This is a genomic window from Pseudomonas simiae (assembly GCF_000934565.1).
GTDB classification, from domain to species: Bacteria; Pseudomonadota; Gammaproteobacteria; order Pseudomonadales; family Pseudomonadaceae; genus Aquipseudomonas; species Aquipseudomonas simiae.
Map to the genome: position 1 here is coordinate 3,397,581 of NZ_CP010896.1, position 18,968 is coordinate 3,416,548.

At 61.1% G+C, this 18,968-nt stretch carries 21 protein-coding genes; 9 read left to right on the plus strand and 12 right to left on the minus strand.

Annotation, left to right across the window (positions count from 1 at the left end; genetic code table 11):
• Positions 1-40 precede the first annotated feature (40 nt).
• Genes PF1751_RS15140 through PF1751_RS15170 form a run of 7 tightly spaced genes read right to left on the minus strand, consistent with a single transcriptional unit; the run spans position 41 to position 6,856 of the window.
• Entirely contained in the window at positions 41-1,360 is a 1,320-nt protein-coding gene (locus PF1751_RS15140; protein WP_021491595.1) for an OprD family porin, read from the minus strand.
• A gap of 7 nt (positions 1,361-1,367) precedes the next feature.
• Positions 1,368-2,201 (minus strand): phosphodiesterase, encoded by an 834-nt coding sequence (locus PF1751_RS15145; RefSeq protein WP_042572216.1) that lies wholly within the window; start codon positions 2,199-2,201, stop codon positions 1,368-1,370.
• A 9-nt stretch (positions 2,202-2,210) separates the two neighbouring features.
• The gene (locus PF1751_RS15150; RefSeq protein WP_010209921.1) at positions 2,211-3,242 is read right to left on the minus strand and encodes an ABC transporter ATP-binding protein; all 1,032 of its coding nucleotides are present in this window, start codon (positions 3,240-3,242) and stop codon (positions 2,211-2,213) included.
• On the minus strand, positions 3,239-4,033 hold the full coding sequence (locus PF1751_RS15155) for an ABC transporter permease (protein ID WP_044287301.1): 795 nt from the start codon (positions 4,031-4,033) through the stop codon (positions 3,239-3,241). The genes PF1751_RS15150 and PF1751_RS15155 overlap by 4 nt, the downstream gene beginning before the upstream one ends.
• On the minus strand, positions 4,030-4,848 hold the full coding sequence (locus tag PF1751_RS15160; RefSeq protein WP_021491596.1) for an ABC transporter permease: 819 nt from the start codon (positions 4,846-4,848) through the stop codon (positions 4,030-4,032). Before PF1751_RS15160 ends, PF1751_RS15155 begins: the two co-directional genes overlap by 4 nt.
• A complete protein-coding gene (locus tag PF1751_RS15165; protein WP_010209918.1) occupies positions 4,849-5,853 on the minus strand; it encodes an ABC transporter substrate-binding protein in 1,005 nt (334 codons plus the stop codon).
• Positions 5,837-6,856 carry a LacI family DNA-binding transcriptional regulator gene (locus PF1751_RS15170; protein WP_044287302.1) on the minus strand — a complete coding sequence of 340 codons (1,020 nt, stop codon included), beginning with the start codon at positions 6,854-6,856 and terminating at the stop codon, positions 5,837-5,839. The genes PF1751_RS15165 and PF1751_RS15170 overlap by 17 nt, the downstream gene beginning before the upstream one ends.
• Positions 6,857-7,133: 277 nt before the next feature.
• Between PF1751_RS15170 and PF1751_RS15175 the strand changes: the two genes are divergently transcribed.
• The gene (locus tag PF1751_RS15175) at positions 7,134-8,231 is read left to right on the plus strand and encodes a carboxynorspermidine decarboxylase (protein ID WP_044287303.1); all 1,098 of its coding nucleotides are present in this window, start codon (positions 7,134-7,136) and stop codon (positions 8,229-8,231) included.
• 28 nt (positions 8,232-8,259) lie between these two features.
• Positions 8,260-9,504 (plus strand): saccharopine dehydrogenase family protein, encoded by a 1,245-nt coding sequence (locus PF1751_RS15180; RefSeq protein WP_010209914.1) that lies wholly within the window; start codon positions 8,260-8,262, stop codon positions 9,502-9,504.
• Positions 9,505-9,678: 174 nt separating this feature from the next.
• On the opposite strand, the gene PF1751_RS15185 is transcribed toward PF1751_RS15180, so the two are convergent.
• On the minus strand, positions 9,679-10,458 hold the full coding sequence (locus PF1751_RS15185; RefSeq protein ID WP_010209913.1) for an IclR family transcriptional regulator: 780 nt from the start codon (positions 10,456-10,458) through the stop codon (positions 9,679-9,681).
• A 215-nt stretch (positions 10,459-10,673) separates the two neighbouring features.
• Between PF1751_RS15185 and PF1751_RS15190 the strand changes: the two genes are divergently transcribed.
• The 5 genes from PF1751_RS15190 (at position 10,674) to mddA (ending at position 15,031) form a co-directional block, all read left to right on the plus strand.
• Positions 10,674-11,456: an ABC transporter substrate-binding protein gene (locus PF1751_RS15190; protein WP_010209912.1), complete on the plus strand. Its 783-nt coding sequence runs from the start codon at positions 10,674-10,676 to the stop codon at positions 11,454-11,456.
• On the plus strand, positions 11,453-12,121 hold the full coding sequence (locus tag PF1751_RS15195) for an amino acid ABC transporter permease (RefSeq protein WP_021491600.1): 669 nt from the start codon (positions 11,453-11,455) through the stop codon (positions 12,119-12,121). Before PF1751_RS15190 ends, PF1751_RS15195 begins: the two co-directional genes overlap by 4 nt.
• On the plus strand, positions 12,118-12,870 hold the full coding sequence (locus tag PF1751_RS15200; RefSeq protein WP_010209910.1) for an amino acid ABC transporter ATP-binding protein: 753 nt from the start codon (positions 12,118-12,120) through the stop codon (positions 12,868-12,870). Before PF1751_RS15195 ends, PF1751_RS15200 begins: the two co-directional genes overlap by 4 nt.
• Positions 12,867-14,135, plus strand: a complete 1,269-nt coding sequence (locus tag PF1751_RS15205; RefSeq protein ID WP_044287304.1) for an NAD(P)/FAD-dependent oxidoreductase — start codon at positions 12,867-12,869, stop codon at positions 14,133-14,135. Before PF1751_RS15200 ends, PF1751_RS15205 begins: the two co-directional genes overlap by 4 nt.
• A 128-nt stretch (positions 14,136-14,263) precedes the next feature.
• Positions 14,264-15,031: a methanethiol S-methyltransferase gene (gene mddA, locus PF1751_RS15210; RefSeq protein WP_044287305.1), complete on the plus strand. Its 768-nt coding sequence runs from the start codon at positions 14,264-14,266 to the stop codon at positions 15,029-15,031.
• Between the two features lie 135 nt (positions 15,032-15,166).
• Here the strand turns inward: mddA and glsB are convergent, their stop codons facing one another.
• Positions 15,167-16,075, minus strand: coding sequence for a glutaminase B (gene glsB, locus PF1751_RS15215; protein ID WP_010209905.1), 909 nt, complete (start codon positions 16,073-16,075; stop codon positions 15,167-15,169).
• 55 nt (positions 16,076-16,130) lie between these two features.
• Positions 16,131-16,475: a hypothetical protein gene (locus PF1751_RS15220; protein ID WP_029529123.1), complete on the minus strand. Its 345-nt coding sequence runs from the start codon at positions 16,473-16,475 to the stop codon at positions 16,131-16,133.
• A 90-nt stretch (positions 16,476-16,565) separates the two neighbouring features.
• Between PF1751_RS15220 and PF1751_RS15225 the strand changes: the two genes are divergently transcribed.
• Positions 16,566-16,913: a hypothetical protein gene (locus PF1751_RS15225; RefSeq protein WP_010209902.1), complete on the plus strand. Its 348-nt coding sequence runs from the start codon at positions 16,566-16,568 to the stop codon at positions 16,911-16,913.
• Between the two features lie 23 nt (positions 16,914-16,936).
• On the opposite strand, the gene PF1751_RS15230 is transcribed toward PF1751_RS15225, so the two are convergent.
• Positions 16,937-17,347 carry a hypothetical protein gene (locus tag PF1751_RS15230; RefSeq protein WP_010209901.1) on the minus strand — a complete coding sequence of 137 codons (411 nt, stop codon included), beginning with the start codon at positions 17,345-17,347 and terminating at the stop codon, positions 16,937-16,939.
• Between the two features lie 120 nt (positions 17,348-17,467).
• Between PF1751_RS15230 and PF1751_RS15235 the strand changes: the two genes are divergently transcribed.
• Positions 17,468-18,334, plus strand: a complete 867-nt coding sequence (locus tag PF1751_RS15235; protein ID WP_044287306.1) for an AraC family transcriptional regulator — start codon at positions 17,468-17,470, stop codon at positions 18,332-18,334.
• On the opposite strand, the gene PF1751_RS15240 is transcribed toward PF1751_RS15235, so the two are convergent.
• Positions 18,325-18,954: a ribonuclease T2 family protein gene (locus tag PF1751_RS15240; protein ID WP_010209899.1), complete on the minus strand. Its 630-nt coding sequence runs from the start codon at positions 18,952-18,954 to the stop codon at positions 18,325-18,327. The two genes, PF1751_RS15235 and PF1751_RS15240, sit on opposite strands and share 10 nt — an antisense overlap.
• Between the last annotated feature and the right edge of the window lie 14 nt (positions 18,955-18,968).

Genomic DNA, 18,968 nt, shown 5'->3' on the forward strand with positions numbered 1-18,968 from the left:
GACGGCTCCCACATTGGGCTTTGCGGTGTTTGAAGGGACGTTACATCAACGGAATCGAGTAATTTACAAACACCCGATTCTGATCCTGATCCCGCGCCACTTCACTGCGCGACACACCGTTGCGCCAGCCAAACCCGACGTTTTTGAACGTCCCGCTCTGCACCACGTAATCCAACGAGATGTCCCGCTCCCACTCGCTCGCATCGTTGCCGCTGGCGGTGAGGATGTGGTCACCCTTCAAGTACATCACCGAGGCTTTCAACCCCGGTACGCCGAGTGACGCGAAGTCATAGGCGTATTGCGCAAAGGCGGTGCGCTCGCCGGCCTGGATGAAGGTTTGCACAGTACGGTCGGTGTAGAGGTACAGGCTGGAACCGCCCTCCCCTTTATTCACCAGGCCACCCTGGTTGAGTTGGGCGAAGTTGCTGTCGTCCGAGACCTGTTGGTAACCGGCGGTGATCGCGTGCGGACCCAGGGAGTAGATGAACGCCGCGCTCCACGTGTTGTTGTCGATTTCACCCGTGCCGTTCTTGGTGTAGCCGCCGAGCTTGTAGCCTTCGGCACGGCCGGCGACGCTGCTGTTCTTGCCGTCGGAGGTGGTCTTGAAGTAGCGCAGGTCGGTTTTCAACGAGCCGTAGTCGCCCAGGGGCAACACGTGGATCAGCCCGGCGAAGTGCTGTTGGTAATAGTCTTCGAGGTTGGCGTAGTAGTACTGGAGCATCAGGTCCTTGGTCACCTGATAATCGGCACCGGCGTAGTTGAATTTGTTGCTTTCCTGGGTGCCGCCCGCCACCGCCAGGCCGCTACGGTCGCTGGAGCCACGGCCGGTGGTGTGTTGCAGTTGGCCGCCGATCAGGGTCAGGTTGTCGATGTCCTTGCTGGTGATTTGCCCACCGTCGAACGACTGCGGCAACAGGCGGCCGTCGTTGCTCACCAGGATCGGCAGGTTCGGGCGCAGGTAACCGTAGCGCAGTTCGCTCTTGGCAAAACGTGCCTTGGCGGTGGCGCCACCTCGGGCCCAGTTGTCGGTGGCCTTGCCGTCATCGTTGGGGATCATCGAGCTGCCCACATGGCGACCGGCGCCGCTGTCGAGGGTGATGCCGAGCATGCCGATGGCATCGAGACCAAACCCCACGGTGCCGTCGGTGAAGCCCGACTGGTAGTTGAGGATAAACGCCTGGCCCCACTCTTCAGTCTTCGACGGGGCGGCGGTGCCATCCCGGTTGTCGTTGTTGAAGTAGAAGTTGCGCATGCTCAAGTTGGCTTTGCTGTCGCTCAAGAAATCAGCCGACGCCAAAGGGCTCAGGGCAACGCCCAGGCCGCCAGTCAACACGCTTAACACATTCAAAGTGGCTTTCATCACAACCTCAGTCAATTAACCCATGAGCGTCATAAAACGGATACGGCCCCGGGTAGTCCCCGAATACGCCGTTGTGGCTGATCAAACCCTGTTGCGCCTCCCAGCGATGCAACAGATAGCCCGCCGGCTCCAGGTTGAAATGCGCGGGCGCCGCTTCTTGTAGGTCCAGTACGATTTGGTGGGAGGTGCCGGGGCACACACAACTCAAGCTGCCACCGAAACGGCGCTGCATGGGGCGGTGCAAGTGCCCACAGAGCAGGCGCTCCACTTGCGGATGGCGGGCAACGACCTGCTCCAGCGCGGCCGCATTGATGAAGGGTTCGCGGTCCATATGGCCAATGCCGCTGATGAACGGCGGGTGGTGCAGGATCAGCAAGGTCGGCGCCTCCGGACGCAAGGATAATTGCGCGTCCAGCCACTGCAATTGGCTGTCATGCAGCTGGCCGCCGTGACTGCCCGGGAGGGTGGAGTCGAGACCGATCAGGCGCAGCGGATGCTCGTCCACCACCCAGTCCAATGGACCCTCTGCGGACAACGGCAAATACGCGTGATCACGAAACGCCTCCAGCAACGGCCCGCGGCTGTCGTGGTTGCCGGGGACCAGGTAGTACGGCATGTGCAGTCGGGCGAGTTCGGGGTGCAGCACGGCGTATTCATCGGCGCGGCCGAAGTCCACCAGATCACCGCTGATCACCACGATATCGGGGCGCGGGTCGCTGGCGTTCAGGTGGTCGACGGCGCGACGCAATGCGCCCAAGGTGTCGACGACCCCATAAGTGAGACGCTGGCCGGCTTTAAGGTGCAGGTCGCTGATCTGCGCGACAAGAAACGGTCGATTCACAATAGATTCTCAAGCATTCAGGGTGAACAACATGTGCGGCGCAATCGCCAGGGCAATTGGCGCGCCGACGGCGTACAACTGGTTGTCGCTGCTGTCGACCAACAGCGGTTGCGGGCCGCCCACATCCACCAGCAGGCGGCTTTGCGCGCCTTGGAAGAACTGCGCCAGCAGGTGGCCGTGCAGGTGCCCCTCACCCTCCATCACCCTCAGGTGTTCGGGGCGGCAATAGACTGTGCTGGGCAGCTCGGCGGCGTGCCACGGCAACTCGCCGCCGCAGACTTTCAAGCCATGGGCCGACGGTTCGATGACCGGAAAGGCATTGAGGTTGCCGACGAAGCCGGCGACAAAGGCGTTGGCAGGTTTGTGGTAGATGTCACGCGGGCTGGCCAGTTGCGCCACACGGCCGTGCTCCATGACCAGGATGCGATCGCCCAGGGCCATGGCTTCGCCCTGATCATGGGTGACGAACACCGAGGTGATGCCAAGACCGCGCAACAGGTCATTCAGTTCGCTGCGCAGGCGCTCACGTAATTGCGCGTCGAGGGCCGCCAGCGGTTCGTCCAGCAACAGCACTTTCGGACGTGGCGCCAAGGCGCGGGCAAGTGCTACGCGCTGACGCTGGCCGCCGGAAAGTTCGTGGATGCTGCGCTTGCCGTGGTGTTGCAAGCCCACCAGCTCCAGCAGCTCTTCGCAGCGCTTCTCGCGCTCCACTCCCCCCATGCCACGAATCTTCAAGCCATAAACAATGTTGCCCGCCACGTTCAGGTTGGGAAACAGTGCATAGTTCTGGAACACCATGCCCACGTCGCGGCGCTCGATGGGCAGGCGGGTCACGTCCTGATCGCCGAAAAGCACCTGGCCCACATCCGGGCGCTCCAGGCCGGCGATCAGGCGCAACGTGGTGGTTTTGCCACAGCCGGATGGGCCAAGGATCGCCAGGGTTTCGCCGCCCTCGACGGTCAGGTTCAGGTCATGCACGGCCACGGTGCCATCGGCGAACGCCTTGCGACAGCCTTGCAGGCGGATAGTGATAGCGGTCATCGACGTTCTCCACGGGACAAACGGGCACTGATGGCCTGCAACGCAATCAGCAGCGGCACGATCATCAGCAAAAAGATCAGGGTGTAGGCACTGGCGATTTCCAGGCGCGCCGAGGCATAGCTGTCGGCCAGGCCCACGGGCAGCGTCTTGGTCATGGGGGTGTGGAGCATCCAGGTCAGGTTGAATTCACCCAGGGACAAGGTCACCACCATCAGCACGCCCGCCAGAATCCCCGCCCGGCAGTTGGGCACCACCACGCTGAAAAAGCGTTTGATCGGACCCGCGCCCAGACTGGCCGCCGCCTCCTCCAGCAGCGGCAGTTGCTGGCGTTGCATCACCGCCATCACCGGGCGTACCAGGAACGGCAAGGTGAACAGCACATGGCCAACCAAGATGAACAGCCAACTGCTACGAAAGCTGCCGAACTGGCCGTAGGTGAGCAGCAAGGCCAGCGCACTGGCCAACCCCGGCATCGCCACCGGCAGCACCATCAACTCTTCGAAGGCGCGACTGAAGCGGTTGTTCATCCGCACCAGCGCGTAGGCCGCCGGCACGCCGATCACGCAGACAACTACCGCGCAGGCCAGCGCCAATTGCAGCGACAACCACACGGTGGGCGAATAGGCCTGCCACACCTGGATCAACCAATCAAAGGTCAAGCCACTGGACAGCCCCACGAAAAAGTTGCGGGTCAAGCCGGCCAGCAAAGACATCAGCACCGGCACCAACATGAAGGCACACACCAGCAGGGTGAACAGCAGTTGCAGCACAAACAGTGATGAGCGTTTCACAGCACAGTTCCCGCGTTTTTCACCAGGCGTCGCGTGAGCAGCAACACCGCCCAGGTCACCACGCCAAGCACCACCGACAGCGCAGCGGCGACGGCAAAGTTGGCGTAGTTGGTGAATACGTTGTAGATCGCCACCGGGGTGACATTCAGTCGCGTGCCCAAGGTAAAGGCCGTGCCGAAGGCCCCCATGGACGTGGCAAAACAGATCGCGCCGCAAGACGCCAACGCGGGCGCCAGGCCCGGCACGATCACGTCGCACACCACGCGCCAATGCCCGGCGCCGAGGGAATGCGCAGCCTCCTCCAGGCTGCGGTCAAGGCTTTCGCACGCGGCCATCACCGTGAGGATCACCCGTGGAATCGAGAAATACAGGTAGCCCACAAACAGTCCCGCCAACGAATAGGCAAAGATCCAGCGCTCGCCGGCCAGTTGCAGGCCCAGTGAGGCCAGCAGGCCTTGCCGGCCAGCCAGCAAAATCACCAGGAAGCCCACCACCACACCGGGAAAGGCCAAAGGAAAGGTGAGCAATGCCACCAACGCCGAGCGCCCGAAAAACTGCTGCCGGGCGAGGAATACCCCGCTGATGCCGCCAATCACCAACGCGACCAGCGTTACCACCACGGCCAGGACCAACGTTTGCCCAAGGCTGCCCAAGTACTGCGCACTGCTGAGCACCTGCCAGTACCCGCTGCCGTTGCTGTCGCGGCTGTCGGCACCGAGCACCACCAAGTGCGCCAGCGGCAACAGCCAGAACGCGAGCAGCACCGCAAAGGCCGGGGCCAGCGCCCAGACCGCATGTCTTGACGATGCTGCCACTTACTTGACCTCGTTCAGGTAACGGGCGGCGAAGGCTTCCTGCACGGCGGCCATTTTTTCGTAGTCCACCACCCCGGCGCGGGCGTAGTCGCTGTCGGGCAGGAACTGTGCAGCTACGTCAGCCGGCATTTTCATCGGGCGCACCGGGCGCAGGTAGGCCTTGGCCCAGAGTGCCTGGCCTTCGTCCGACAGCACGAAATCGAGGACCTTTTGCGCATTGGCGCGGTGCGGCGCGTTAGCCACCAGGCTCATCACATAGGGCACGCTGATACTGCCTTCCTCCGGGATCACGAAGGCGACGTTGGCCTTGTCCTTGTAGCGCGCGCGGTAAGCGTTGAAGTCGTAGTCCACCAGGATCGGCAACTCACCAGACAGCACGCGCGCATAGGCCGTTTGCTTGGGCACGATGGGCGTGTTTTTCGCGAGCTTTTGGAAGTAATCGATGGCCGGCGCAAAGTTGTCCAGGTCGCCGCCCATGGCGCGGTTGATCGCCACTGCCGAGACGTAGCCGACAAAGGCGCTGGACGGGTCGAGGTAACCAACCATGCCTTTGTATTCCGGCTTGAGCAGGTCAGCCCAACTGTGCGGCACCGGCAAACCACCGAGCGCATCGACGTTGACCATAATGCCCAAGGTGCCGGAATGGATCGCGAACCAATGGCCGGCGGGGTCTTTCAAACCTGCAGGAATCTGGTCCCAGGCCTTGGGTTTGTAAGTGTCGACCACTTCAGCTTTTTGCGCCTGCAGGCCGAAGGTCACGCCGTAGTAAACGACGTCCGCCACCGGTGCGGCTTTTTCCGCCACCAACTGTGCCAGAGACTGGCCGGAGTTCTTGTTGTCCAGCGGCACTTGCACACCGGTGCTGGCGGCGATGGCCTGGAGTTGGGTGCCCCAGTCGGCCCAATCCGGCGGGCAGTTGTAGCAGATTGCAGTGTCGGCGGCCTGGGCCAGGCTGGCCGCACCGCAGAGCAGCACGGCTGCCAGGGTTTTACTGAGTGCGCGCATCATGGGTTTCCTCGTGGGATTGAGTACTGTCGCCCGGCCGGATATGGCAAGGCAGGCAATGGGACGTCGGGGCATTGCCGGCGATTTGCGCCAGCAGTTGGTCAATTACGGTGCTGGCCAGCAAGGCGATGGGCTGCACCACGCTGCACAGGGTCGGGTGCATCTGAGTGCCGAGGCTGATGCCGTCGAAGCCCATCACCGAGAGTTGTTCGGGCACGTTCCAGGCGTTACGGCGCAGTTCGGCGATCAGGCTGATTGCCAGAAAGTCGTTGGAACACACCAGCGCGGAGGGCGCATCAGCACCTTGGAGAACGGGTTGGATGGCGGCGAATTCGGCCTGGGTGTGGGCCGGCATTTCGATCACTGAGCGGGGCTCAAGGCTGTATTCGAGCATGGCATCGCAATAACCGGCGTAGCGCAGGCGGGCACGGTCGGACTGCAACGCGGGGCCGGCGACCATGCTGATGCGTCGATGGCCCGCATCCAGCAGATAACGGGTAGCCATTGCCATGCCGGCGCGGTTGTCGACCGACACGGCGCTGTAGTCGGGGTTGTTCGGTTGGTGGTAGGCCAGCACGAACGGGGTCTGTTCGGTGTTAAGGCTGCTGAGCACGCTGTTGCTTTCGGCATCGGTGACCGTCAGCACCAGGCCGTCGACACGCTGGCGCAGCAGCTCTTCGACCACACTGCACTCGCGTTCGCTGCTGTAGTCGGTGGTCGCCAGCAACAGGCTGTAGCCGCGCGCCCGCGCCGCACGTTCCATGGCCTGGAACTGTTCAGCGAATACCGGGTTGAGCAGGTTGGGCACCACCACCCCAATCAACTGGGTGGTTTGCAGGCGCAGTTGGCGGCCCAGCAGATTGGGGCGAAAGCCCAGCTCACGGGCGGCGGCGAACACCTGCTCACGGGTGGTCGGGCGCACCTGGTCAGGGGAAGCAAAGGTACGGGCGGCGGTGGCGCGGGATACCCCAGCCAGCCGTGCTACGTCTTTCAGGTCAGTCATTGTCACTCGCTTGAGATCGATCTCATTGGCGAGGACAGTAGCGGGGGAATATGGCAGGACGGTGGTGGGAGGGTTACGGTTTGATGACAGCAAATACCCTGCAGCAGGATGAACAGCGATCCAAATGTGGGCCGGTGTCTCTCCATAGACAGTCATACTCCTGGGCTAGTCTGGAAAAATCGGGCACGCAAAATCCGCCCACTAACCTTTCGATTCGATCCAAGTGCGGGCACAATGCGTGTCCTTTTTTGGCAGGCACCGCCGCAGGCTCTCAAAAATGATCAAAACGCCGTACTACCTCATCGATAAACAGAAGCTTCTGGTCAACATGCAGAAGATTGCTTACGTGCGCGAGCAGTCCGGCGCCAAGGCGTTGCTGGCGCTCAAGTGCTTTGCCACCTGGTCGGTGTTCGACCTGATGCAGCAATACATGGACGGCACCACGTCGTCGTCGCTGTATGAGCTCAAGCTCGGTCGCCAGAAGTTCGAAGGCGAGGCGCACGCCTACAGCGTGGCCTGGGCCGACGATGAAATCGAAGAGATGCTGAATAACTGCGACAAGATCATCTTCAACTCCATCAGCCAGCTGCAGCGTTTTGCCGAACGTTCCGAAGGCAAGACCCGTGGCCTGCGCGTGAACCCACAGGTGAGCAGTTCCGACTACCTGCTGGCCGACCCAGCGCGTCCATTCAGCCGCCTGGGCGAATGGGACCCGGTGAAGATCGAAGGTGTGATCGAGCAGATCTCCGGCTTCATGTTCCACAACAACTGCGAGAACGGCGACTTCAGCCTGTTCGACAAGATGCTGGGCGTGATCGAAGAACGCTTCGGCGCGCTGCTGCACAAGGTCGAGTGGGTCAGCCTCGGCGGCGGCATCCACTTCACTGGGGAAGACTACGCGGTGGACGCGTTCTGCGCGCGCCTGAAAGCGTTCTCCGAACAGTACGGCGTGCAGGTGTACCTGGAACCCGGCGAAGCGGCGATCACCAACAGTGCCTCCCTGGAAGTCACCGTGCTCGACACCCTCTACAACGGCAAGAACCTCGCCGTGGTAGATAGCTCCATCGAAGCCCACCTGCTGGACCTGCTGATCTATCGCCTCAATGCCAAGCTGGCACCGAGCGATGGCGAACACACTTACATGGTGTGCGGCAAATCCTGCCTGGCCGGGGACATTTTCGGCGAGTATCAATTTGATCGTCCGCTGGCCATCGGCGATCGGCTGTCGTTCATCGACACCGCAGGCTACACCATGGTCAAGAAAAACTGGTTCAACGGCCTGAAAATGCCGTCCATCGTAGTGAAACAACTCGACGGTACTGTCGAAGTGGTTCGTGAATTTGGTTACGACGACTACCTGTCCAGCCTTTCGTAAGCTGGCGGATAAAGGAGAGATAAAGCAATTGAAAAAGAACGTTCTTATCATTGGTGCAGGAGGTGTCGCCAAGGTGGTGGCCCACAAGTGCGCGCAGCACAACGACGAACTCGGTCGTATTGCTATCGCGTCGCGCAACATCTCCAAATGCCAGGCCATCATCGACAGCGTCAAGGCCAAGGGTAGCCTCAAGGTTCCCGCCGATATCCAAGCCTTCGCGCTGAACGCCCTGGACGTGGAAGCGACCAAGGCCCTGATCCGCGAGACCGAATCGCAGATCGTCATCAACGTCGGTTCCGCGTTCCTCAACATGTCGGTCCTGCGGGCCTGCATCGACACCGGCGTTGCGTACCTCGACACCGCCATCCACGAAGAGCCGGGCAAGGTCTGCGAGACCCCGCCGTGGTACGGCAACTACGAGTGGAACCACCTGGAAGAGTGCAAACAGAAGAACATCACCGCCATCCTTGGCGTGGGCTTCGACCCGGGTGTCGTCAACGCGTATGCCGCGCTGGCGCAGCAACAGCATTTCGACCGCATTGATTCGATCGACATTCTCGACGTCAATGCCGGCTCCCACGGCAAATACTTCGCCACCAATTTCGACCCGGAAATCAACTTCCGCGAGTTCACCGGACAGGTGTGGAGCTGGCAGAACAGCCAGTGGACCAGCAACACCATGTTCGAAGTCAAACGCACCGACGACCTGCCGGTAGTCGGTTCGCAGAACCTTTACCTCACCGGCCACGATGAAGTGCACTCGCTGTCGAAAAACCTCGACGTGCCCAACGTGCGTTTCTGGATGAGTTTCGGCGAACACTACATCAACGTGTTCACCGTACTGAAGAACCTCGGCCTGCTCTCCGAGAAGCCGGTCACCACCGCCGAAGGCCTGGAAGTCGTGCCGCTGAAACTGGTCAAGGCCGTGCTGCCCGACCCGTCTTCGCTCGCACCGGGCTACACCGGCAAAACCTGCATTGGAGACCTAGTCAAGGGCACCAAGAATGGCCAGCCACGCGAGTTGTTCATCTACAACGTGGCGTGCCATGAAGAAGCCTTTGCCGAAACCGACAGCCAGGGCATCTCCTACACCGCAGGCGTACCACCGGTGGCCGCTGCGCTGCTGGTCGCCCGTGGCGAATGGGATGTGAAGCACATGGCCAACGTCGAGGAACTGCCAGCCGAGCCGTTCCTGAAAGCGCTGGACGTGATGGGCTTGCCGACGCGGATCAAAGACGAGCACGGTGATCGTGCCTGGGATGCAATTGCCTGAATAGGCAATCGTTGACCGAACAAAAAATGCGTCCTGAGGGGCGCATTTTTTTTGATGCCAACCCACCCTACTGTAGGAGCGAGCCTGCTCGCGAAGAACGTCAACGAAGACGCGGGCATTCTGGATGCACGCGGTGCCTGTTGGTTTTTCGCGAGCGCCTACAGAGGTTGTCGGTTATTCGAGGTTCCGCGCTGAATTGCTCAGCGCCCGCGAACACTGCAACAACGCCGGCGCCAGTTGCTTCTGCGCATCCGCCCTGCTCCACCGACTGGTCGGCGCCACCACATGCACCGCTGCCACCGGCCGGCCATTGGCACCCAGTACCGGCGCGCCGATGGTCATGTCGCCCAGGAACAGCTCCTGGCCATTTACCGCATAGCCCTGCTCGCGCACTTGCTGCAACGACTCCAGAATCCTGTCGACCTCGGTCAATGTCTGGCTGGTATGCGCAATGCGCTGGCTGTTCTCGATCAACACCAACGCCTCCTCCTGCGGCAACGCGCTCAAATACGCCCGCCCCGACGCCGTGCAGTACATCGGTACCCGCGAGCCAATCGGCATGTGCACCGGCACGAAACCCGAGCTGACGAAGCGTGCGATGTAGGTCATGTCGTAGCCCGCAGGCTCGGTAAGGCACGACGTCTCGCCGGTCAATCGCGTCAGTTCCGATAAAAACGGGTTGGCCACCTCGATCAACGAATGCGCATCCAGATAGCTGAAGCCCAACTCCAACACCCGAGGTGTGAGTTGGTAATGCCGTGTGCGCGAGTGTTTCCGAAGGTAACCCAGGCTTTCGAGCGTAAATACCATGCGCTGGGCCGAACTTTTGGTCATGCCGGCGGCCTCGGCCACCTCCGCAAGGCTCATGCTGCGGCGCTGTGCGCTGAATGCCTTGAGCACCGACAGGCCTTTTTCCAGGGATTGGTTGTGCAGACTGTTGCGATCTTCGGACATGGCGTACTCGTGGTCAGGTCGATCAGGCGTGGCGATATTTCTACCTTAAATTACAAAAATAGACCATCTAATATCGCATATCGATACGACTGCTTCATTTTTTCAATTTTGTGTAGCGATATACGATTTTTATTAATCGAAATGGCACAGAGCTTGCGATTTCATCGGCAGCCGCTTGCGGTACTGACTTTCCGTTTTCCTTCTGGAGTAACCCGATGAACAGTCTTTCGCCCTTGTTTCGCCGCCTTGCCTTCGGCCTCTGCGCCACGTTCTGCGTTACCGCCGTGCACGCAGAAAGTGCGTCCTCTTACAAAGTCGGTGCAACGGCCAGTGGTTCGCCGTTTACCTTCCTCGACATCAAGAGCAACAGCATTCAGGGCGTGATGGTTGATGTCGCTGAAGCCGTAGGCAAGGCCGGCGGTTTCACCAGCCAGATCGAGCAGACCAACTTCGCCGCGCTGATCCCCTCCCTCACCTCCGGCAAGCTCGACTTCATTTCCGCCGGCATGCTCAAGACCGAAGAGCGCACCAAGGTCGTCGACTTCAGCGCCCCGGTTTACGCGTACGGTGAAGGCCTGATCATCAATGCCGACGACAACGCCGCTTACCCTGATCTCATGCCACTCAAGGATCAGGTGGTCGGCGTGCAGGCCGGCACGATCTTCTATGACCAGCTGAACAAGCTCGGCATCTTCAAGGAGATCCGCACCTACGATTCCATCGGCGAGATGGTCCGCGACCTCTCCCTGGGCCGCATCAAGGCCGCTGTGGGCGACCAACCAGTGGTGGCCTACCAGATCCGCCAGAAGCTGTTCAAAGGCGTGAAGCTCGCTCCTGACTACACGCCCAGCAACGTCGGCGAAGTCTGCCTGGTGGTGCGCAAGGGCGATGCGCAAACCCTGGAGCGCCTGAACACCGCCATCGCCAGCATCAAGGCTGACGGCACCCTCGACAGCATCCTCAAGAAGTGGGGACTTGATACCCAGGTGCGCCCATGAAGCCGGCTGAGTTCCTGCAAAACGCCCTGGACTTCCTGCCGATCCTGCTGCAAGGCGCCTGGGTGACGATCCAGATCACCGTGCTGTCGTTCCTGCTCAGCAGTGCGCTCGGGTTGGTACTGGCGCTGCTCAAGCTGTCGCCGATTCGTGCACTGTCTTGGACGGCCAGCACCATCATCAACGTGATCCGTGGCCTGCCAATCATTGTGCAGCTGTTCTACATCTACTTCGTACTGCCCGACATGGGCGTGCACCTCACCGCGTTCTATGCGGGTGTGATCGGCATGGGCATCGCCTACTCGGCGTACCAGGCCGAGAACTTCCGTACCGGCATCATTGCCGTCGAACAAGGCCAGCGCGAAGCTGCCGAAGCCTTGGGGATGCGCTCGGCGCTGATGATGCGCCGGGTGATCCTGCCACAAGCGTTTCGCATCGCTCTGCCGCCCTACGGCAACACCCTGGTGATGATGCTCAAGGACTCGTCCCTGGTGTCGACCATCACCGTGGCCGAGATGACCCGACAGGGCCAGCTGATCGCCTCGTCGACCTTCCAGAACATGACCGTCTACACCCTGGTCGCCCTGCTCTACCTGCTGATGAGCCTGCCGCTGGTGTATGGCCTGCGCCGCATGGAACAACACCTGGGTCGGAGGAAAAAAGCATGATCAACATTCACCAACTGCACAAACACTACGGCAGCCACCGCGTACTGCACGGTGTCGACCTGAACGTGGCCAAGGGCGAAGTGGTGTGCCTGATCGGCCCCTCGGGCTCGGGCAAATCCACCCTGCTGCGCTGCATCAATGCACTGGAAGCCTACGACGGCGGCGTGATCACCGTGTTCGGCGAAACCGTGCAGCGCGGCAGCAAGACCGTGCACGCCCTGCGCAGCCGCATGGGCATGGTGTTCCAGCGCTTCAACCTGTTCCCCCATCGCACCGTGCTGGAAAACGTGATGGAAGGCCCGGTGTACGTCAAAGGCGAACCGCCCACGCAAGCCCGCGAAGAAGCCCTGGTGTTGCTGGAAAAGGTCGGCCTGAGCGCCAAGGCCGATGCTTACCCGGAGCAACTCTCCGGCGGCCAGCAACAACGCGTGGCCATCGCCCGCGCCTTGGCGATGAAACCCGACGCCATGTTGTTCGACGAACCCACCTCCGCCCTCGACCCGGAACTGGTGGGCGATGTGCTGGCGGTGATGCGCACCTTGGCCGACGAAGGCATGACTATGATTGTGGTCACCCACGAAATGGGCTTTGCCCGCGAAGTCGCCGACCGCGTGTGTTTCCTGCATGGCGGTTACATCGTCGAAAGTGGTGCGGCGGAACAGGTGCTGGGCAATCCGCAGCATCCGCGTACCCAGGATTTCCTGCGGCGGGTGCTGCACCCCACTGGCGATACGCGGAGCCTGTCATGAAGTCATTGTGGTCCGCGACGGCGCCCTCGGTGGTGCCGACACCTGCGTTGAGGGAGTCGATGAAGGTGGATGTGGCGATTGTCGGGGCGGGATACACCGGCTTGTCGACCGCACTGCACTTGGCCGAGTGTGGTGTCAGCGTGTGCGTGCTGGAAGCCAATGAGCCCGGTTGGGGGGCATCTGGACGCAATGGTGGGCAGGTCAATCCCACGCTCAAATACGACCCCGAGCAACTGGTGCAGATGTTCGGGCCGGAGCGCGCCGAACCGTTGATCTCGACCGTGTCGAGTTCAGCAGACCTGGTGTTCAAGCTGATCGAAAAGCACGGCATTGATTGCGCGCCGGTACGCAAGGGCTGGATGCAGGTGTCATACACCGAAAAAGGCGTCGCCGGGTTGCACGCGCGAGCGGATCAGTGGGCGCGGCGCGGTGTGCCGGTGCAGCGTCTGGATGCGTCGACGGTGGCGTCACGCATGGGCAGTGACGCATTTGCCGGCGGCTGGCTGGATGGTCGTGCAGGGGCGATTCAACCGTTGGCGTATGCCCGTGGATTGGTGGGCGCGGCATTGGCGGCGGGTGTACGCATTCATGGGCAGAGCGCGGTGACCGACTTGCGGCGCCAGGGAGCGGGCTGGCAATTGCAGACGGCTTCGGGTGCACGGGTCATGGCCGATCAAGTCGTGCTGGCCACCAACGGCTACAGCGGCAACCTGTGGCCGGGCATGGCGCAGAGCGTCCTTGCGGCAAACAGCTTTATCGTCGCCACCACACCGTTGAGTGGCAGCGTCGCCGAGCGCATCCTGCCGGGCCAGGAAACCGTCTCCACCGCGCAAAGGCTGCTGCTGTACTTTCGCAAGGACAGCCATGGGCGCTTGTTGATGGGCGGCCGCGGGCTGTTCAACGACCCCACTTCACCGACGGATTTCGCCCACCTGGAACGCTCGCTGGCGCTGCTGTTTCCGCAGTTGGGGCCACTGCAGTTCGAGTATCGCTGGGCCGGACGTATCGCGATCACGCGGGACTTCATGCCCCACGTTCACCAGCCCGCGCCGGGTTTAACGTTGGCACTGGGCTGCAATGGGCGCGGGATCGCACTGTGTACCAGCCTGGGGCAACAGTTGGCGGGCAAGTTGTGTGACAGCCAGGCGGAGTTCGCCTACCCGGTGACACCGTTGCAACGGCTACCGATGCATGGGTTGCAGCGTTTCTACATCGGGGCGGGGGTGGCGTGGTATAGCCTGTTGGACCGGTTGAACATCGTTTGAATCGCTAAACACTCTAAAGAGCTGTCAACACTCACAGGTTACTGAACCGACGCACCCTGCTAGCCTGAGCCAGTCGAACTCAATCCTCGTCTGGCTCACGCCTTTACCATGTGCGAAAGGAATCGTCCATGAACCCACAAACACACGCCGACAGCCTCCCCGCGCGCTTGGTCGGGTTGGTGTACAGCATCGCTTGCTACGTGGTTTTCCTAGTCACCTTTTTATACCTGATGGGGTTCTTGGGCAGCGTCGTGGTGCCCAAGAACATCAACGCGGGGCGACTTATCGACTGGCCACTGGCAACGTTGATCAACGGTTTGCTGATCATCCTGTTTGGTCTACAGCACAGCGTCATGGCGCGTAAACGCTTCAAGAGCAGGTTGACTGCACTCATTCCGACGGCGGCTGAACGCTCCACCTATGTGTTGTTCAGCAGTCTGGTACTGGGGGTGATGTTCTGGCTGTGGCACCCCATCACCTATCAGGTATGGCATATCGAAACAGCCTGGGCGAGGGCTTTGATAACGGGGCTGTTCTGGGCGGGGTGGTCCATTGTGTTATTGGCGACGCTGTTGATCAGCCACTTCGAACTCTTCGGGCTCAAGCAAGCGATTGACCGCTGGCGCGACACAGCGCAACACGCGCCAGTGTTCAGGACCCCGCTGCTCTATAAGATCATTCGTCACCCGCTGTATCTTGGGTTCCTGATTGCCTTTTGGGCTACGCCGGACATGACGGTCGGTCATTTACAGTTTGCGATGGGGCTGACGGTCTATCTCTTTATCGGCACCTACTTTGAAGAGAAGGATCTGACGGTGTTGTTTGGAGACAGGTATCGCGAGTATCAGGGAGAGGTCAGCATGATTTTTCCGATACCGAAGAGACGTTCAAAATGAAGCAACACAAATACTGAACAGGTCCCCGCCACAGGGGGAGATAAGCTCGCTCCCACGCAGAGTGAACTGACCCCACAAAGTTGGACGTTTACCCATCTCTGCCTGAGCGGCCTGAGTGCTGCCATCCGACGCGATCTAAAACACCGACCACCCAATCCGCTCACTCAACAACTCCAATGCCTTCATCCCCGCCAGCGAGTTCCCCGCCGCGTTCAACTCCGGTGACCACACGCACACCGTAAACTGCCCCGGCACCACGGCGACAATCCCGCCGCCTACCCCGCTCTTGCCCGGCAACCCCACGCGATAGGCAAAATTTCCCGCTTCATCATAGAGCCCGCTGGTGGCCATGATCGAGTTGACCTGCTTGGTCTGGCGCGCGGTGAGGACCTGCTCGCCGCTGTGGGCGCTCACGCCTTCGTTGGCCAGGAAACTGAAGGCCCGGGCCAAATCCAGGCAGCTCATTTGCAGCGCGCAATAATTGAAATAGCTGTGCAGCACCGCATCGACATCGTTGTGAAAGTTGCCGAACGACTTCATCAGGTAGGCCATGGCCGCGTTGCGCGCGCCGTGTTGGGCTTCGGACTCGGCGACGACGCTGTTGACCAGGATCTGCGGGTTGCCGGACAGACGCCGCACAAAGTCGCGCATCGACAAAATCGGCACGGCGAAGCGCGATTGGTTGATGTCGCAGATCACTAGCGCGCCGGCATTGATGAACGGATTACGCGGGCGGCCGCGTTCGAACTCCAGTTGCACCATGGAGTTGAACGGCTGCCCCGAAGGTTCGTGGCCCAGGCGTTCCCAGATGGTTTCGCCGCCGTGGTCGATGGCCTGCACCAGGCTGAACACTTTGGAGATGCTCTGCACCGAGAACAGCGTATCGGCATCACCGGCGCAGTAGGCCGCACCATCGTTGCCGTAAACGGCGATGCCGAGTTGGTTGGCGGGCACATCGGCAAGTGCGGGGATGTAGTCGGCGACTTTGCCGAGGCCGATCAGGGGGCGCACTTCGTCGAGGATCGACGAGAGCATCGCCTGCATGTCTTGTCCTGTCATCTGTGTTTGAATCACTGGCAAACGGGTCGCGGAGGATACTTCAATGCGCCCGAAAGCCCCACACAATCTCGACCACCCGTTCGGCGATCACCAGGTAGACAAGGATCAATAATAACTGCAGCGCCAGGTGATAACGCAGCTTGGCGAGCCGGCGAATACCGTCGCTGATATTCAGGAGCATCAACAGCGTCGACAGGATGATCAGGCCCCAGCCGGCCACGCTGGAGGCAAACACCCCGATAAACAAGTCACGCTGACCCAGCAACGTATTCGTCCCCGCCGCAAACAGCAGTGCACACACCAGCAAGTTTTTCACGTTGTCGAAGATCTGCGTGCTCAGATCGTTTTCCAACAACGCCATATACCGCTTCCATAACGTGCGCATGGCCAGTACCGGGTAGGGATCGCTCGTCAATCAAAGTAGTCCAAATGCCCGTACACTGCACCGTTGCGCTTACTCCATGAGGACTTTTGCATGAAATTGATGATCGGCCTGGCCGCCCTGCTGTTGGTATCGGCTTGCACCACGACCACACCCACCACGCCCCCCGCCCAAGACTCCGCTGCGTCAACATGCCTGGCCGGCGGCGGCACGATGAAGCAAGTCGGCAAGTTGCAGACCTGGAAGTGCATCACGCCGTACAGGGACGCGGGCAAGGCGTGCACCGATTCGAGCCAGTGCGAGGGTGAGTGCCAGACCAGCGTGACCACACAAACAGGCACCACACCGATCAGCGGCACCTGCCAGGTGGATAACAGCCACTTCGGCTGCTCGGCGACGGTGGAGAAAGGCAAGCTGGGGCGGGCGATCTGCGTGGACTGAGCCATATCCCCCTGTAGGAGCGGTTAGAAGTGCGCCACATCCGACACCCGCTCATCCAGCACGTCCCGCGCCAGCGCCCAGGCGCTTTCCCTGGATTCCACCACCAGCAGCGGGTAGCCCCAGGCCTTGCCGAACATCGCGGCAAACGGCTTGAGCGCCAAGCGTTGCGCGGCGCTGGGCTCCACCTGAATCATGCCTTTGACGTAGGTGCGCAGCGCCTGTTTGTTTTTCTTCATCCAGATCGACGCGTGCTTGCGCTCCTCGTGGGAGTGCTCGTGGTTGTTTTCATCCACGGATTTCTCGTGCAGCAGCACGAAGGATTGCTGGCGGGCCAGCAGGCTTTCGAAGGTCAGGAAGGCATCTTCCGGCCCGCCCTCGTTGGGTGCATCGAAGACGATTTTCACCACTGGGAATGTTGAACTGTCGAGTCGCATGGCAAAGCCCCTTGAGTAGCCGTTGATGAGAGTGAATCTCATCATAAGGCTCAACCCGCTGGACGGCATTGCACAGAATAGCCAGAATATTTCGCAATTCAGCCAAAACGTGAAGCCGCCATGCAACGCCACCGCCTTGATCATCGTGATCCCTCCAGAGTCAGGGACGCCGACCTGCTCCCGCGCGCCGTGGTGGCCGTGAACGCCACCAGCACGTCCGAGAGCTGGGAGCATGCCCCGCATTCCCATCGCAAGGGGCAGCTGATGTACACCCTGCGCGGGGTGATTCATTGCCAGATCGAGGCTGGCATCTGGATCGTGCCGCCCCAGTGCGCGCTGTGGATTCCCGGCGGCCTGCCCCATGCGGCGCGCGGTTCCGGCGAAGCGGAGGTGTATTGCCTGTTGATCGACCCGGACGCCGCCGGCGCCCTGCCCGCGCAATGTTGCACGCTGTCGGTGTCCGGCCTGTTGCATGAACTGATCAGCAAAGCCGTAAGCTTCCCGCAACTGTACGACGAGGACGGCGCACAGGGGCGCCTGATCCGCACACTGCTGGACGAGCTGGCCCAGGCGCCCATCGAGGACCTGCATCTGCCGATGCCCCGGGATCCGCGCTTGCGGCGCCTGGCCGACAGCCTGCTGGCCGACCCCGGCGACAAAGCCACGCTCGGCCAATGGGCCATGCGCATCGGCATGAGCGAGCGCAGCATGACGCGCCTGTTGCTGGAAGAATTTGGCTTGAGTTTCGGCCGCTGGCGCCGGCAGTTGCATGTGATCCTGTCACTGCAACGCCTGGCCAGGGGCGACAGTGTGCAGCGGGTCGCCCTGAACCTGGGCTACGAGAACGCCAGCGGCTTCATCACCATGTTCCGCAAGGCGGTAGGCCAGCCGCCAGCACGTTACCTGGCAGATCGCGCCGGGGCGCCAACGGCCAACGCCGCGGCAACCATTGCGTTGCACGCGCTCCAGACGCCGGATCAGCGCTGAACCGGAATACGAATATCACCGCCGCGACACTGGGTTTTCACACTTTTGGGGCAGCCGGCAAAGCGCAGTTCCTTGCTCAGGCACACGCGCACTTCGGACAGCACCTTGCCCTTGCAGATCACCGCCATGCTGTGATCGCCCATGGCGGGGTTGCTCTGGCGGAACAACTGTTCGATGTCCCGTGCTTCAAGGTAATTGGGCACATTGAATGGCTGCAGTTGCTGCGGGATCTGCACCGTGGCCAGCGCCGCGTCGGTGGCGTCCAGGTAACGCGTGGGTCCCAGGCCGCTGCACGTACCGTGTTTGGCCCACTCATGCTTGAGCAATGCCTGGGTGGGAAACATCAGCGCGCCCTTGGCAATGTCTTCGGCCGACAGCCGCGATTGCGGGTCACACGACGCCGGCCACCCGCCTCGGGCATACTGCGGCCATAACCCGTGCAATACAAAGCCGTAGCCTTTACCCGTGCATTGCTCGTTGCTCGGGTGCGTCAGGCAGAACGTGGGCGACCACGACAGTGACAACACATAAAAATCAAAATCCCCTGCCGGGCGTTGTTCTCGTGGTGCGGCCATTGCGCTGGTGGCAATGACCAGCCACACCATCATCCAGAATTTCATCCATCTGTTCCTTG